The organism is Cellulosimicrobium sp. MI9406, from assembly GCF_040595865.1.
In the GTDB taxonomy this organism is placed as follows: domain Bacteria; phylum Actinomycetota; class Actinomycetes; order Actinomycetales; family Cellulomonadaceae; genus Cellulosimicrobium; species Cellulosimicrobium funkei.
In genome coordinates this window covers 17,090-32,879 of the sequence record NZ_JALIZI010000005.1, presented here as the reverse complement: position 1 = coordinate 32,879, position 15,790 = coordinate 17,090, and the positions used below count along the sequence as shown (strand labels likewise).

The 15,790-nt window shown below is 72.7% G+C and carries 11 protein-coding genes; 4 read left to right on the top strand and 7 right to left on the bottom strand.

Annotation, left to right across the window (positions count from 1 at the left end; translation table 11 throughout):
* Positions 1-301: 301 nt before the first annotated feature.
* Positions 302-2,035, top strand: a complete 1,734-nt coding sequence (locus MT994_RS10420; RefSeq protein WP_354806162.1) for a helix-turn-helix transcriptional regulator — start codon at positions 302-304, stop codon at positions 2,033-2,035.
* On the opposite strand, the gene MT994_RS10415 is transcribed toward MT994_RS10420, so the two are convergent.
* Genes MT994_RS10415 through MT994_RS10390 form a run of 6 tightly spaced genes read right to left on the bottom strand, consistent with a single transcriptional unit; the run spans position 1,951 to position 8,782 of the window.
* Entirely contained in the window at positions 1,951-2,769 is an 819-nt protein-coding gene (locus MT994_RS10415) for a MerR family transcriptional regulator (protein ID WP_163186713.1), read from the bottom strand. The genes MT994_RS10420 and MT994_RS10415 overlap by 85 nt on opposite strands.
* Positions 2,770-2,816: 47 nt before the next feature.
* Positions 2,817-4,688, bottom strand: a complete 1,872-nt coding sequence (locus tag MT994_RS10410) for a sodium:proton antiporter (RefSeq protein ID WP_051028348.1) — start codon at positions 4,686-4,688, stop codon at positions 2,817-2,819.
* A gap of 57 nt (positions 4,689-4,745) precedes the next feature.
* Positions 4,746-5,192 carry an ATP-binding protein gene (locus MT994_RS10405; protein ID WP_114553422.1) on the bottom strand — a complete coding sequence of 149 codons (447 nt, stop codon included), beginning with the start codon at positions 5,190-5,192 and terminating at the stop codon, positions 4,746-4,748.
* Positions 5,193-5,199: 7 nt separating this feature from the next.
* Positions 5,200-5,535 (bottom strand): STAS domain-containing protein, encoded by a 336-nt coding sequence (locus MT994_RS10400; protein ID WP_051028350.1) that lies wholly within the window; start codon positions 5,533-5,535, stop codon positions 5,200-5,202.
* Positions 5,532-7,547, bottom strand: a complete 2,016-nt coding sequence (locus MT994_RS10395; RefSeq protein WP_354806160.1) for a glycosyltransferase family 2 protein — start codon at positions 7,545-7,547, stop codon at positions 5,532-5,534. The genes MT994_RS10400 and MT994_RS10395 overlap by 4 nt, the downstream gene beginning before the upstream one ends.
* The gene (locus tag MT994_RS10390) at positions 7,544-8,782 is read right to left on the bottom strand and encodes a SpoIIE family protein phosphatase (protein WP_354806159.1); all 1,239 of its coding nucleotides are present in this window, start codon (positions 8,780-8,782) and stop codon (positions 7,544-7,546) included. Before MT994_RS10390 ends, MT994_RS10395 begins: the two co-directional genes overlap by 4 nt.
* A 232-nt stretch (positions 8,783-9,014) precedes the next feature.
* Between MT994_RS10390 and MT994_RS10385 the strand changes: the two genes are divergently transcribed.
* Both MT994_RS10385 and MT994_RS10380 read left to right on the top strand, forming a co-directional pair.
* Positions 9,015-9,530 carry a DUF664 domain-containing protein gene (locus tag MT994_RS10385; RefSeq protein WP_354806157.1) on the top strand — a complete coding sequence of 172 codons (516 nt, stop codon included), beginning with the start codon at positions 9,015-9,017 and terminating at the stop codon, positions 9,528-9,530.
* 68 nt (positions 9,531-9,598) lie between these two features.
* The gene (locus MT994_RS10380; protein WP_354806156.1) at positions 9,599-10,354 is read left to right on the top strand and encodes a class I SAM-dependent methyltransferase; all 756 of its coding nucleotides are present in this window, start codon (positions 9,599-9,601) and stop codon (positions 10,352-10,354) included.
* A gap of 164 nt (positions 10,355-10,518) precedes the next feature.
* Here the strand turns inward: MT994_RS10380 and MT994_RS10375 are convergent, their stop codons facing one another.
* Positions 10,519-11,583 (bottom strand): PDDEXK nuclease domain-containing protein, encoded by a 1,065-nt coding sequence (locus MT994_RS10375; RefSeq protein WP_354806154.1) that lies wholly within the window; start codon positions 11,581-11,583, stop codon positions 10,519-10,521.
* A 222-nt stretch (positions 11,584-11,805) separates the two neighbouring features.
* Between MT994_RS10375 and MT994_RS10370 the strand changes: the two genes are divergently transcribed.
* Complete coding sequence (locus tag MT994_RS10370; protein ID WP_354806153.1) at positions 11,806-15,381, top strand: P-loop NTPase fold protein; 3,576 nt, start codon at positions 11,806-11,808, stop codon at positions 15,379-15,381.
* Positions 15,382-15,790: the final 409 nt, after the last annotated feature.

Genomic DNA, 15,790 nt, shown 5'->3' with positions numbered 1-15,790 from the left:
GCGCTCCTCGCCACCACGAACCGGTGCGGGCGTGCCGGGCGCCGCGGGGTGCCGCGTGCCTGGCGGGTCGCCCGCCTGCCGCGGCCGCGGCGTCTCGCTCGAAACCTTGCATGGGGTCCCCTTCGTCGTGCGCACGCGCCCCTCGCGTGCACGGTCGTCACCCCATAGGACCCGTGCCACCGAGGCCCATGACGAGCGTGACCTGGGAAATCACCTGTCCCATCACCAGTTCCGTGAAGGAATTCACCCGGCGCCGCGAGACGCGCTTGCAGAACCTGGCACGTCCGTCAGGATCACGGCTATGACAGGCGCCAGAGATGTCCCGTGGAGCAGCGAGGAGATCCTCCGGGCGCTCGACGCGGGCGACCTCGACGGCGTGGAGACCGCGTTCGACGTGCTCTGGTACGAGCTCCCCGACCGCTTCGCGCGCGAGCTCCTGACAGCGCTCGCACGCGTCCCTCCCGAGGTGCTCGACCGCCGCCCGCGCCTCGCGCACCTCGTGCTCCTCGCCCAGAGACGCCGCGACCACCAACGCGACGACGAGCGCAGCATGTCGCGCCTGCTGCGGCACTACTCCCGGGCAGGCCTCCGCCACAGCAGGCGGCTCAACGCGTTCACCCGCCTGCACGACGTCCTCTCGGCCGGCACCGCGGCCGTCGTGGGCCTGCGGCACCGCCGCGACCACGACGCTTCGACGCGGATCGGCACGTGGGTCGAGCAGCGCACGACGCTCCTCATGGCGGGAGGCCCGCTGCCCTGGACAGCGGGGCGCCCGGACGCGCGGCCGGGCTGGCTGAGCGCGCAGCGCGGGATCACCGCGATGTTGTCCGGCGCGACCGACCCGGCGATCCAGCACCTGCGTCGCGCGGCCGACGAGGCCGGGGACGAACCGCGCGGCCACTTCGCCCGCGTGAGCGCGGCGTCGAACCTCGCGCTCCTGTCCGCCTACCGGGGGCACCACGATCTCGCGCGCGAACAGCTCGCCGTGGTCCGCGACGCCGCACCGTTCCCCTCGTGGATCGCGGGGGCACACGTGCGCGGCGCGGCGCTCGCGCGGGCGCACCTCGCGATCCACGAGGGCGACCCGGTGACGGCGCAGAGGATCCTCGAGACCATGGACCCGACCTCCCCTGCCGTGGGCGAGCTGTGGCCGTTCCTGGCGTCCGCGCGCGCGAGCCACGCCGCCTTCTACGGCGACCCCCTCCAGGGCCTGCGGGAGCTGGACGAGGTGCGTCTCGTGCACGGGACGGTCGACCCCGACACGGGGTCGTTCGTCGGGCGGCTGCTCCTGCGGGCCGAGGCGAAGCTGCTCCTGCGCGCCGGCGGCGCGGGCCGCGTGCTCCACCTGGCCCACGGGTCCGAGGAGGACACGACCGAGTGGCTGGCGAACCACCACGCCTGGGCGCACCTGTCGGTGGGCGAGCACTACGAGGCGATCGGCCTCGCCTCGTCCGCCATCCACCAGGCGTCCCTGTCACCGACCGACGCGCTCGACCTCCACGTCGTCCTCGCGGTCGCCCACCTCCGCGCCGGGCGCGAGGACCGCGCGCGGAGCTGGTTCCAGAAGGCCCTGCGGCTGCGGTCGTCTCCCGAGCACGCCGCCCCGTTCCTCGCGCTCGAGCCGGACGAGCGGCGCACGCTCGCCGAGCTCGCGGACACCGCGGACGTGCTGCCCCGGGGTGCCGTCGAGGCGCGCAACACGCCCCCGGTCACGCTCGCGAGCCGGCTCTCCCCGCGCGAGAGGAAGGTGCTGCGCTCGCTCAGCGAGGGCTTCACGGCGGAGCAGACGGCGGCGCGGTTCAACGTGTCGGTGAACACCATCCGCACCCAGATCCGCACGCTGTACCGCAAGCTCGGCGTGTCGAGCCGCCGCGAGGCGATCGCGGTCGCGCAGGAGGCCGGGATCCTCGCCGCGGCCCGGGGGGAGGCCGTCGGGCGGTCGGAGCGGCGCTACGCCCCGGGTCGGCGAGCCGCGACCGGCACGGCGACCTCCATCACCGGGCCGGGACCGCCTGCCTCCCAGGTCGGCAGGTAGACCTCCCGGTCGTCCCCTGCGGGCACACCGCCCGCGAGCGCCCGCCCGGACGCCAGGTAGTCGTGCACGAGAACGAGACGCTCCTGGTCGCGGGCCTCCGCGGCCGTGAGCGCGACGTACGCCTCCTCGTGCGCGTCGTCCGTCGTGAGGGCGAAGCCCGACGGCGGCCGCACGGGCGCGGGGACGGGCACCCGGAGCGTGAGGCGGGCGGCGTACCCCTCGGTCGCGCGCTCGTGGAGCTCGACGTAGGGGTGGCCGGCGAGGGGCACGTCGGCGGCGCGCAGCACGGCGAAGACCGCTCCGGTCGCCTCGGGGAGCACGGACGGCAGCTCGGCGAGCGTCGCACGGCGCTCCGTCCCGAGCACGAGCCGCTCCGGCACGTGCCGTCGGTGCACCACGACGTCCAGCCGTGGCGCGCCGACGAGCGCGGACCGGACGTACTCCGCCGCCGTCAGCGACGCCGCGAGCGCCGAGCGGCGGTCGCTCCACACGGCGTCGAACGCGGGGACCGGGTCGGGGGCGGCGAGCACGTCGCCCACCTCGGCGAGCGACAGCCCGACGCCCCGCAGGAGCCGGACGAGGCGGGCGCGCTCCACCTGGCCGCCGTCGAGCAGCCGCGGACCGTCCGCGGAGGTGCGGCGTGCGTCGAGGAGCCCGCGGTCCACATACATCCGGACGGCCTTCTCGCTCAGCCCCGTGGCGCGCGCCACCTGACCCGTCGTGTACTCGTCCATGCCCGCGACGCTAGGGCCTTCCCCTGGGGCAGCCGCAAGGGGTCGGCTCAGTCGTCGTCGCCGGGCACGTAGGGCCCGCGGCGGAGCTCCAGGTCGATCTGCTCGGCGTCCAGCAGGTCGAGCGCGTGCCGCAGCGCCTGCGAGCTGTACGCGCCGGACGTGCGCGCGTCGAGCAGCGCGACGCGCTGCGCGGCGATCGCCCGGAGCCGCAGCTCCTTGTACTGCGCGAACAGGTCGGCCGACGTCGCGGCGTCGGTGTCGCGGTTCTCCAGCTCGCGCACGACGTCGCGGCGCACGCGGGCGACGACGGCACCGTCGTAGGTGGTGCCGTCGGCGCGGCGGAGGTCGGGCGCGTCGATCACGGCCACGGCCGCGCCGTCGAGCTCGGCGCGCACGGCGCCGCGGTCCTCGTCGGCGCGCGTGGAGCCGCCCGAGAGGCCGAGCCGGCGCACGACCCACGGGAGAGTGCCGCCCTGCACGACGAGCGTCCCGGCCGCGACCCCGAACGCGACGAGCACGAGGAACGAGCGCTGCGGCGTGTCGAGCGGGAGGGTCTGCGCCGCGGCGAGCGTCACGACGCCGCGCATGCCCGCCCACACGAGGAGCGTGCCCTCGCGCCACCCGAGCCGCTCGGCCGTCAGGTAGTCGATGTCGGCCGCACGACGACGCAGCGACGACCGCAGCCGGCCCACCCGCTCCGGGGGCGCCTTGGCGACCATCTCCGCGCCGCGTCGCTCCGGGGTCCCGGGCGCCGGCCTGGCCGGGGGCGGTGTGGCCGGCGTGACGGGCGTGCCGTCGGCCGCGAAGCGCGCGTCGAGCTTCTCCTGCATGCCCGCGATGACGCCGCGCATCGACTCTCCCCGCCGCGCGCGCCGCGCGAGCGACCGCAGGAGCGTCGCGACGTACGCGGAGCGCACGACGAGGATGACGACGGCAGCGAGCGCAGCGATGCCGACCGCGCGCCACAGGCTGCCGTGGGCCTCCTGCACGTCGGTGACGAGCGCGAACAGCTCGAGCCCCATGAGGAGGAAGACGGTGCCCTCGAGCAGCAGCTCGACGGTCCGCCAGTTCGACTCCTCGGCGAGCCGGTGCTGGGGCCGCAGGTACTTCGCGGCGCCGTTGCCGGTGACGAGGCCCGCGGTGACGACGGCGACGAGGCCCGACGCGCCGAGCTCCTCCGACGGCAGGTAGGCGAGGAACGGCACGACGAAGGACACCGCGGTGCTCAGCGCGGGGTTGGCGAGGCGGCGCCGGACGAAGAGGCCGAGGAACCCGACGAGGAACCCGACGAGCACGGCGACGACGACGGCGAACACGAAGTCGCCCGCGACCGACCACAGCGACACGCGGGTGGCGGACTCCCCGGTCGCGACGGCGATCCCGATCCCGGCGATGGCGGAGCGCAGGAGCACGAGGGCGGACGCGTCGTTGAGCAGGCTCTCGCCCTCGAGCAGCGTGACGACGCGGGGTGACGCGCCGAGCCGTTTGACGATGGACGTCGCGACGGCGTCGGTCGGGCTGACGATGGCGCCGAGCGCGAAGCCCGCCGCGAGCGGGATGCCGGGGATGAGCCACGTGAAGAGGTAGCCGAGGAGCGCGGTGCTGAGCAGGACGAGGACGACGGAGAGCCCGCTGATCGCGGTGAAGTCCCGCCGGAAGTCCATGGTGGGCAGGCCGACGGCCGCCGAGTACAGCAGCGGCGGCAGGATCCCGGCGAGGATCCACTCGGGCTCGAACTCGATCTCGGGGACGGCGGGCACGAAGCTCACGACGACGCCGACCGCGACGAGCACGAGGGGCGCGGCCACGCCCGCCTTCGGCGCCAGGGCGTTGACCCCGACGATCGCGACGACCGCGAGCGTCCCGACGACGATGAGGGAGAGGATCTGCTCCTCGGTCAGGCTGAACGGGAACTCCATCTGCACCTCCGGCTACCGGCGCCGCGCCCGGGTCGGCGCGCGCGGGACGCCCCCACGCTAGCCGCCGGGGCCGTCTCCGGCGGTGCGCACGCGGCGTTCGAGGCGCCACTCGTTGCCCGAGGTCCCCGCGACCCAGCGGTGCTCGAGCCGGTCGACGCACGCCCGCGCGAGCGCGAGCCCCCGCCCGGACTCGGCCTCGGGGGGCGGCATCGTGCGGTCGAGGTCGACGTCGGCGGCGGGTGCGGTGTCGCGCAGCACGACGACGACGCGCCCCGCCCCGGCGTCGAGCTCGGCCCGGACCTCGACCGTCTCGGGTGCGGGCGAGTGCCGCACGATGTTCGCGGCGATCTCCGTCGTGGCGAGCTCGACGGCGAGCCGGTCGTCGGCGGGCACCCACGGCGCCTGGCCCCAGAGCGCGGCGAACGCGTCCGGGAGGGCGTCGAGCCACGGCGGGGACGCGGTCGCGCTCAGCACGACGAGCGGGGCGTCGTCCGGCGGGGTCACGCGGGGGTCACCCGTCGGCGAACGCGCTCGCCGCGTCGTCGTGCACGCGCAGCACGCGGTCGAGGTTGGTGAGCCGCAGGACCGTCGCCACGGACGGCGCGGCGTTCGCGAGCCGCAGGTCTCCGCCGGCGGCGCGCGTCGTGCGCAGCCCGCCGACGAGGGCGCCGAGGCCCGAGGAGTCGACGAACTCGAGGCTCCCGAGGTCGACGACGAGCCGGGTCCGGCCGGCCTCGACGAGGTCGGTGACCGCGTCGCGCAGCTGGGGTGCCGTGGTGAGCGTGAGCCGCCCCCGCGGCACGATCACCGCCCCCGTCTCCTCGAGCGGTGTCACGTCGAGCTTCACTGGTCCTCCGTCCGTCGTCCGGTCATCGTCGTCTCCGGCACGGGCTCGCGCGGCGGGCGCGGGCCGGAGTACCGCGCGGCGGGGACGAGCACCCCGAGCACCGCGAGGTCGTACGCCACCCAGGCGAGGGTGACGAGGGTCGCGCCGAGGTCGGCGTCGAACGCGACGAGGCGCACCGTCCCGACGACGGCCGAGACCACGAGCAGCACCATGGCCGTCAGCTGGGGCCAGATGGTGCGCCAGGCCGGCCGGTGCTCCCCGGTCCGCGTCTTGGGCGTCACGACGAACCCGAGCGGACGGCCGAGGACGACGTTCGCGAACGCCGTCCAGCAGGCCCGGATCCACACCGGGAAGAGCGCGAGCGAGTACTGCTGCCCCCGCCAGGTCCGCACCCCGCGCGCCACGACGAGGAACAAGAGCTGGTTGAGCACGAAGTACGGCACGAAGCGCACGAAGAAGTCCGTCCCGAACGCCTGCACCGGGAGGATGCCGAAGCACAGGTACACCATGGGCGCCGCGAGGTACGCGAGGGCGGCGAAGCCCGCGAGGTAGCTCCACATCGTCGCGAAGTACATGAGCCGCTGCCCCACGCGCAGCCCGCGCAGCGTGAGCGGGTTCTCCCGGAGCATCACCTGCACCGTGCCCTGCGCCCAGCGCAGGCGCTGCTGGAGCATCGTCGGCATGTCCTCGGGGGCGAGCCCGTGGGCCAGGACCTCGTGGTGGTAGACCGACCGCCAGCCGAGCGCGTGCAGCCGCATCGCGGTGGCCATGTCCTCGGTGACGGAGATCGTCGCCATCGGCATCACGGCCTGCGCCTCGTCGCTGCGCCCGACGTCGACCGCGTCCGCGAGGCGGCGCACCGCCTCGACCGCGACGAGGGGCGAGAGGTCGCGCCGCGCGAGCCGGTCGAGCGCCTCCTCGTCGACGACGAGCTGGCCGATCTCCTCGTCGACCTGGAGCGGGCCGCCGGACACGAGCTCGGGCTCCACCGTCGCCAGCTCCGCCCGCAGCGCCTCCACCTGGCCGGCGACGACGCTGCGCGACGCCTCGTCGACGCGGCGCTGGAACCGGTAGGTGACGTCGGCCGCGGGCTCCCCCGCCGCGAGGGCGCGGCGGGCCTCGTCGGCCTCCGCGCGCAGCCGCTCGACGGCGGTCCGCACCGCCGGGTCGGCCGCCTCCGGCGAGCGCGCCGCCCGGGCCAGCACCGAGCCCGCGGTGCGCAGCGCGCGCCGCACGCCGACCGTCACGCCCCGCACGTACCCGACGACGCCCAGCTGCATGAGCGCCTCGCGCCGCAGCACGGCGTTGGAGCCGCAGAAGAACGCGGCGTTCCACCCGTCCTTCCCCTGCTGGATCGGCCCGTAGAAGAGCGGCGCCTGGCTCCCGAGGGGGTCGGCGTCGTCGACGTTGACGAACCACTGCGGGGTCTGGACGATCGCGACGCGCTCGTCCGCGGTGAAGTACCCGACCGTGCGGTCGAGGATCGCCGGGTCGGGCACCTGGTCGGCGTCGAGCACGAGCAGCAGCTCGCCGTCCGTCTGGAACAGCGCGTTGTTGAGGTTGCCGGCCTTCGCGTGCCGCGGCTTGCCCGCCCAGCTCGCGCTGCGCGTGAGGTACCCGACGCCCGCCTCCGCGGCGGCGGCCCGCATGCTCTCGCGCGCGCCGTCGTCGAGGATCCACGTGCGGTGCGGGTACCGGATGGCCCGGGCCGCGCGGGCGGTCGCGAGGACGAGCTCCTCGGGCTCGTCGTACGTCGTGACGAAGACGTCGACGGTGACGCCCTCCGGGGCGGGGGGCGGCTCGCCCCGCTCGCGCAGGCGCCACATCGTCACGCCGAAGAGGGCGGTGTCCACGAGGCTGTACGTCTCGGCCAGCACGAGCGGGACGGCGATCCACCAGTGCGACCACGCCACGGACTCGAGCCACCGCCACGCGACGTAGTTGACGCCCGTGACCAGCGCCAGCACGACGAGCACGCGGATCAGCACGAGCCGCCGCGCGGAGCCCCTCATGCCGCGACCCGCTCGACCACGAGGACGGTGAGGTCGTCCCCGACGTACCGCCCCTCGGCGAGCCCAACCAGGACCTCGAGCGTCGCCGCGGCGTCCCCGGCCTGCCGGACCTCGCGCGCGGCACGCGCGAGGGCCGGCCCGTCCGGGACGGGCAGCGGGACGTCCGGGTCGAGGAGGCGCGGGTCCCCGCCCGGGACCCCGAGGTCGGCGAGCAGGTCGACGAGCCCGTCGCTCACGACGACGAGGCGGTCGCCCGGGTCGAGGGTCACGTGGTGGACGACCCGCGCGGTGCCCGGCGCGACGCCGAGCGGCAGGCCGTCCGCCTCCAGGCGGTGGATGCCGCCGTCGGGCCGGAGCACGCTCGCCAGGCCGTGGCCCGCGTCGACGTACGCCAGCCGGCCGCTGTCCCGCTCGACCGTGGCGCACCAGGCCGTGACGAACGACCCGACCTCCTCCAGGTCCGGGGCGAGCAGGTCGTCAGCCGTCTCGACGCCCGTCGCGAGCGACGGCGACCGGAGCGCGGGCCGCAGCGCGGCGCGTGCCGACGCCGCCACGATCGCGGCGGGCATGCCCTTGCCCATGACGTCCGCGACGACGAACCCGGCGCCGTCGGCCGTCGTCGTCCAGTCGTAGAAGTCGCCCCCGACGCCGCGGGCCGGCAGGCACCGCGCGGCCACCCGGTAGCCGTCGAGCTCCGGGGCGCGGCGCGGGAGGAGCCCGCGCTGCACCGCGCCCGCCCGGTCGAGCTCGACGTCGTGCTGGAGCTCCCCCTGGACCCACAGCGCGAGGTCGCGCAGCAGGGAGCGGTCGGCGTCGTCGAACCGGCGCGGCCGGGTGTCGATGACGCACAGCGTGCCGACCAGCTCGCCGCCCGGCGCCGCGATGGGGTGCCCGGCGTAGAACCGCAGGTGCGGGTCGCCGACCACGAAGGGGTTGTCGGCGAACGTGGCGTCCTGCGCCGCGTCCTCGACGACGAGCGTGCGGTCCGCACGGATCGTCACGTCGCAGAACGCGCCCTCGCGCTGCGCGACCGGGCCGTCGAGGCCGACGAACGCCTTGCGCCACTGCCGGTCCGCGTCCACGAGCGTGATGCTCACCGTCGGGACGCCGAACAGGCGCTGCGCGAGCCGCGTCACGCGGTCGAACCGTTCCTCGGGCGAGCTGTCGAGCACCCCGAGCCGCTGGAGCGCCAGGACCCGCGTGCGCTCGTCCTGGAGCGCGTCGGTCGTCGTCAAAGTCTCTTCCCCCTGCTCGTGCCTCTCCGTCGTGACGCGACCTCCCGACATCTATCACGGAGTGCTGCGGGCCGCAGGGGCAGGAGGCCGTCCGCACGTCCCGGACCTGGACCTTCGCCCGTGCGCGCCGCCGCGCGTCTCGGCGTGGGGCCGCTCCGGTCGCGAGCGTCCCGCGGTCCGGAGACGCTGCCAGAGGCGACGAACCGCCGGGCACCCGAGGAGAGGGAGGACCGTGGACGCGATCACCGTGCTGGAGGACCTGTTCGGGAGGATCGGGCCGACCGCGACGCGCGCGGTCGACGGCCTCGGCGAGGACGCGCTCACCGCGCGCGTCGACCCGGGCGCCAACACGATCGCGTGGCTCGCGTGGCACCTCGCGCGCGGGCAGGACGCCCAGGTCGCGGGCGCCGTCGGGCGGGACCAGGTGTGGACGCGCGACGGGTGGGCCGGCCGGTTCGACCTGCCGTTCGACGACGGCGCGACCGGCTACGGGCAGTCGGCCGACGACGTCGCGCGCGTCCGCGCGCGCGACGACCTGCTGCTCGGCTACGTCCACGCGGTCCAGGTCGAGTCCCGCGACGTGCTCGCGTCCCTCACCGCCGACGACCTCGACCGGGTCGTCGACGAGGCGTGGGACCCGCCCGTGACGCTGGGCGTCCGGCTCGTGAGCGTCGCGGTGGACGCCCTCGAGCACGCGGGCCAGGCCGCCTACCTCCGGGGCGTGCTCGAGCGCACCGGGCGCGCCTGACGCAGCGCCGGATCGACGAGCGAGGCGCGACCGCCGGGCGCCAGGACCTGCGGTCGTAGGGTCGGACGGTGGGGAACCCGATGCACTTCGACGCGCTGGCGGACGCCTACGCGTCCGCCCGTCCGCCGTACCCGGCCGAGCTGTGGGAGCGGGTGCGTCGCACGGGCCTGGTCGCGCCGGGTCGGCGAGCGGTCGACCTCGGCGCGGGCACCGGTGAGGCGACCGGGCCGCTGCTCGCAGCGGGGGTCGACGTGGTCGCCGTCGAACCAGGCACGCAGCTGGCCGCCGTGCTCGCGGCCCGTCACCCGACGGCGGAGGTGGTCGTCGCACGGGCCGAGGACGCCGAGCTCGGCCGAGCCGCGTTCGACCTGGCGGTCGCCGCGACCTCGATCCACTGGATGGATCTCGACGCGCTCCTGCCCCGGCTCCATCGCGCCCTGGTGCCAGCCGGGCGGTTCCTCGTCTGGCGGCACGTCTTCGGTGACCCCGCGGCGGAGCCGACCGCCTTCCGTGACCGGGTCGCGCGGATCGTCGCGCGGCGGAGCAGGCCGCCGCGCGCCGGGAACCCGGAGGACGTCAGGTCGACCGCCGCAGGGCTGACTGCGTCCGGGCTGTTCGCCGTCGAGGACATCGGTGAGTACCGCTGGAGCATCGAGCTCGACCCCGAGCAGGTTCACGGGCTCTTCAGCACGTTCAGCGACTGGAGTCGGGACGAGGTCGACGAGGTCGCAGCGGCCGTCGCGGACCTCGGAGGGCGCGTCGTCGAGCACTACACGTCCTGGTTGATCGTCTGTGCACCGGTCTCGGGAGTTGGTCCCCAGTAGCTCGGCATGCCGTCGAGAGCCTGGCCCGACCCGCTGTGGTGATCGAGAGCTGCTACGGCTGGTCGGGGTGAGAGGAGCGAGGAGAGTCTCTGCGGCGGTCGGACGGGGGGTGTGACGTACGGCTGATGAACGGCGCTGCGTTCTTGCTGGCCAGACCGGGTTCCTCATTCCGCGGCCCGGTGGTCGAGCTCGTCCTCGATCACGGCCTCGAGCTCGGCGGCGGACGGCAGCACACCGCGGGCTTCCTCGGGCAAGCCCTGGTAGTCCGCGACGGCGATCGGGACCCGGGTGCCGGCCAGGGCGTACCGCACCGTCGGGCCGGTCTTGCCCGTGCACAGCAAGATCCCGATCGTCGGGGCGTGGATCTCGGGCCGACGGAACTGATCGTCGACGATCGCGACGTACGTGCCGAGCTGGCCGACGTGGGCGGGCTCGAACGGCCCGATCTTGAGCTCGACCACGACGTAGCGCAGTTGCTCGACGTGGAAGAAGAGCAGGTCGACGTAGAACTCGTCCACCCGGTCGCTCGCGTCGTCCGGGACGGTCAGGCGCACCTGGCGCCCGACGAACGCCATGCCGCGACCGAGCTCGAGCATCGTGTCCTGCAGCCGGTCCATGAGCGCCTGCTCGACGTCGCGCTCTGCCACGCGCTCGACCAGCGCGAGGTGCTCGAACACGTACGGGTCCTTGACCAGCTGCTGCGCCAGCTCAGAGTCCGGGGCCTCGAGCGCCTCGGTGAAGTTCGTCGGCGCAGCACCGACGGCGCGCCGCAGGTCGGCCTTGATCTGGTGCTCGAGCACCGCGCGCGACCAGCCGTACTCGGCCGCACTCGCGGCGTACCAGTCCCGCTCTTCACGGGTCGTGAGCCGGTCGAGCAGAACCGTGACATGGCGCCACGGCAATCGTCCACCAACGTGGTGGACGAACTCCTCCTCCGTCGGCCACGCCTCCGCCGCCCGGCGCATGTAGAGCAGGTTCGACCGCGACCAGCCCCGCTGGTCAGGGAACTCGCGCCGCAGGTCCGCCGCCAACGAGGTCACGACCTTGCTGCCCCAACCCGCCGCACGCTGCCGATCGAGGATGTCGCGGCCCACTGACCAGTACAGCCGCAGAACCTCGGTGTTCGCCGCGCGCGCCGCACGGAACCGCGTCGCGCGCACCCGCGCCTTCAGCTCCGCCAGGAGCTCGGCGTACCCCGCAGGCTCCAGTTCGCTTCCAGACGACGTCATCCGCACATCCTGCCGTAGCTATCCCACGAAGGAGCGACCTCACACCGTTGCTCGTCAGCCCAGCTGACACCGATCGCAAGCTCGCGCGCTGCACGGCTCCACGCCCATTCCGAAGCGTGAGCGGCGCCGCCCCGCAACACGGGCGAGGCTGTCGGACCTGACCGATACGATGACGCGCCACAGCGAGGCTCGAGGGGACGTGTCGATGGTCGTGGTTCAAGGATGACCCGTCAGACGGATGCCAGCGCCCGCAGCCGGCGCGAGACCGACAAGAACGAGATGGCTGCCGACATGGTCAGCGACACCGTGCTGACCAGTGCCAACGATGACCGGCTGGATCACGCGGCGATCGTGAAGGTCGCCGCCGACATGGTTCTCGCCACCGATGCGCCGGTCAACATCGCGCTATTTGGGTCGTGGGGTTCAGGCAAGTCCTCCTTCCTGTCCTCCCTGCGTGCCGCCCTCGAGCAACGAAGCCGCGGCGTCCGCGTCGTGCGCTACGACGCGTGGAAGTACGGCGGTCGGGCGCTCAAACTGAACTTCATCGAGTCGCTCGCGGACGACCTGGGCATCAAGGCCGAGGACTTCGGCACCGGCCTGCGTGTCGACCAAGAAACCAACCACGTCAGACTCTTGCGCTACCTGCGCACGAACTGGAAGACGCTGCTGCTCGGCCTGCTGGTGGCAGCAGTCATCGCCGCGCTCTGGTTCTTCGCCACCTCGTTCGCCGCGTTCCTAGTCAGCCGCGAACGAGGCTTTGGCACAGCGATGGACGTCACCGTCACCGGGCTCGGCTCCGTGCTCAGCTTGGCGCTCATTGCCCTGCTCGTCGGCCCCCGGATGCTGGACTCAGCGGTCGTCAAGGTCACCACGCCCGCTCCGCAAACCGACGACCAGTTCGCATCCCGGTTCAAGAAGCTCGTGGACAAGGCGACCGACAAGGGAAAGAAGAAACTGGTCGTGTTCGTCGACGAACTCGACCGGTGTAGCCCGAAAGACGTCGTCGCGACCCTCGTCGACCTGAAGACATTCCTCGAGGTGTCAGGCTGCGTGTTCGTCGTGGCAGCCGACCGCGAGGTGCTGGAGTCGGCGCTGCAGGAAGTCCCCCAGACCACCCCCATCCGCGAGAGCGACCCGTACTACTCCACACCCGGCGCGTTCCTCGACAAGATCTTCCAGCACCAGCTCGCCCTGCCACCGCTGCGTCCACAGACGCTCACCAAGTTCGCTCGCGACCTCGTGGACGGGCACGGAGGGATATGGGCTGAGCTGCGCGCCGCGCAGCCCGACGACAAGCTTTTTCTGGAGGTCGTCTACCTCCTCGTCCCCGTCCACGTTCGAAGCCCACGACGCGTAAAGGTCCTTCTGAATCACTACGCGACGACCGTCCGCACCGCGCAGTCCCGTGGCCTTGACTGGCTACCGCGTGCAAGCGAAATCGCGATGTACACCGTCCTCCAGGTCGAGTTCCCACGACTGGCCGCCGACCTGGCGACCGCTCCGATGCTCCTGACTCACCTGCGCGGAGCGCCTGTCCCCGCAGGGGCGGAGCGGCTGCAGCAGCTGGTGAAGGAGTACGCCCCCACTGGCAGCGGGGAGCCCGCCGGCCCGATGCTCAACTCGGAGCAAGAGAGCGACGAGAGCGCACGGGTGGCTAACCGCGTACTGAACACTCAACTGCGGTCCTACCTCGCCAAGGCAGCCGCTCAGGGCATCGACGACCCGCGCCCCGACCTGTTCTACATGCAGTCCGCAGGTTCCCAGCACGGGATTACCGACCCTGAGGTCGGGCACGTCATCGATATCGCAGCCGATCTCTCGCCAGACGAGGTTCTTGAGGCCCTCGACGGTCAGCCGGTGGAGGTACTCACCACCGCAGCGCACCTACTCGCCCAGCAGGCCGAGGATGAACTCGGCCCGGGTCGCGCGACGATCGTGGAGTCGCTGTGCCGTCTGCTGGAGGGCCTGGATCACGACGACCTCGGGCAGGTCGCCGAGCTGGTCGAACCGATCGTACGCGCCGTGACTAAGGAGGGAGCGCTACGCGAGGGGGCGATCCCCGGAGCATTCACGCTCGGTGTCGTTACTGGCCGGACCGACCTGGTGGACGAGCTAGTCGCCCGCTACTCCGCCGACGAGTTCGCCGAAAAGGGGCTACTGACGCGACTTGGCCCGGTCCTCGGATCCGGAGACGAGCAGCAGGTCGAGACCGTGCGCCGCCTGCTCCTGCAGGCGTACCGGAACCACCCAGAGGCGATGCACGACCTACTGCGGACGCTGCCCCCGGACCGTGCGTGGAAGCTCTGGACTCTGAGCCGTGACCGGATAGACAAGCTGCTGACCGAGATGGCAGAGGAGGACACGGCCGCCCGACCAGCGACCACGAGCCGGACAGCTCCAGCGGACGAAGCGGACAAACCGGATGCTGCAGGACGCTGGCGCGATCTAATGGACGCCGTCATGGCGCGCTCCGACGACGCAGGCTCCCTCGTTTCCGGAGTGCTGATACTAGGCCAGTTGTGCGAAGCCACCTCTGTTCAGGCCGCCGTGCTCGAGCGAGAGGACGCCGCGATTGAGCGCGTCACCGACACCCGCAAGCGCACGGAGCACGCGCTAGTTGGAATGGCTCAAGCGCCCCTCGAGAACTGCGCGTGGTGGGCGAGCTTCGCGACGGCGGACACCGCCGACGAATCCCTCGCGAAGCGTGCCGCCGTACGGCTGATCGCCGACTTGCCGGGGGCTTCCAGGTCGGTTGCGTCGGCGATCGAGACAGCGGCCAGGACCGCGCTCGGGTACGCCGACGACGCTGGTGTCGAGGCGGCGGTGGACACTTTCGTCGACGCGGCAGCAGAGATCGAGTGGACCGCGGACGCCGACGAGAAGGAGCAGCGAACGGCCCTGTATGCGCTCGCGCAGGAGCTGTTCGACGGCAGTCAGGCCAAGCGGGTACGCGAGGCGCTTGTGAGCGACTTGGTCGCCGCGTTCGAGTCGTACTTTGCGCCCGAGACGGTCGCGGATGTGCTGGCACGTGTGCACCAGCTGGACAAGGAAACGGCTGTTGGTGTTGACGCCGCCTTCGAGGAGCGCGAGACGACGCCAGCAGACCTCGTCGCTTCCGTGCGGATCCGGCTGGCCGCTCGGAGCGTCGCGAAGCTAGCGGCGTTGCCCCTCGACGTGATGCTCGAAGTTGTGCCGCTCGCCGATCCAAAGGACGGAGTCGTCTCCGACTGGGTCGGGCTACAACCGCCCGTTGCGGACTACATCCGTATTCGGCAGATCCGAAGTGCCAGGACGGACGTGCTAGCCACCTATGCCAAGCGACTCACGACCGAGGATCGCACGACCCTATGGCAGGCCATGGCTTCCGCCGACGTGAACTCCCTGACCATCGTCGGACAACACGGTGTGAGCGCGACCGCGTTCACGACCATCATGGAGCTGCTACCGAGGTCAACCGCACAGGCCGAACGCACCAAGCTCGTTGAGCGAGCATTGGCAGCACGCCCCGCGGACACGGCGGCCGCCCGCGCCCTGGCGGACCTCGCCCTGGCGCTGCTGCACACGAACGTACGTGGTGACGGACCGCTCGCTGCCAAGGTCGCACTGCAGCTTGGCGACAGCGCCCACGGCCGCGTGATGAAGCTCCGTGCCGCGTTCGACGCCGAGACCTCTCTGGCGAACCACAAACTTTCGCAGAAGCAGATGGCACAACTGCACGACATGAGACTGCTATCGACGAAGAAGGGCGCCGTCTCCCGCGCCGTCGACTCCGTCCTCCGACGGAGGAAGAAGGGCTGAGCGAAGGAGTGCAGCGCAGCTGGTCCAAGCACCAGGTCCGCTTCACCGTCAACGACCACCGTCGCACGTCCGACCGCTACGCCCTCGTCGGCGCGCCCCACCCCTCATCGTCGCCAACTACACCTACGACGGCCTGCCCCCGACGAGCAGGTCGCACTCCCCCGCCCCGACGAGCTCACGCGATCCCGGAGGCCCGAGTCGGCGTTGGATCACAAACCAGACGTAACAGAGGTTATCGGCGAGAGATGCGTGCGAGTTGCATCCGACGCAAGAGCTCGCACCTCGCGGCGAAGCCCGCGTCTGTGCAGGGCAGGACTGCCGTCGCTCCGTCGTGACGGTCGCAAGGATCTCCCGGCTCTTGCCGTGTTGCCGCAGATCACCGCAGGTTTCGTGCATCTGATGCACGTAA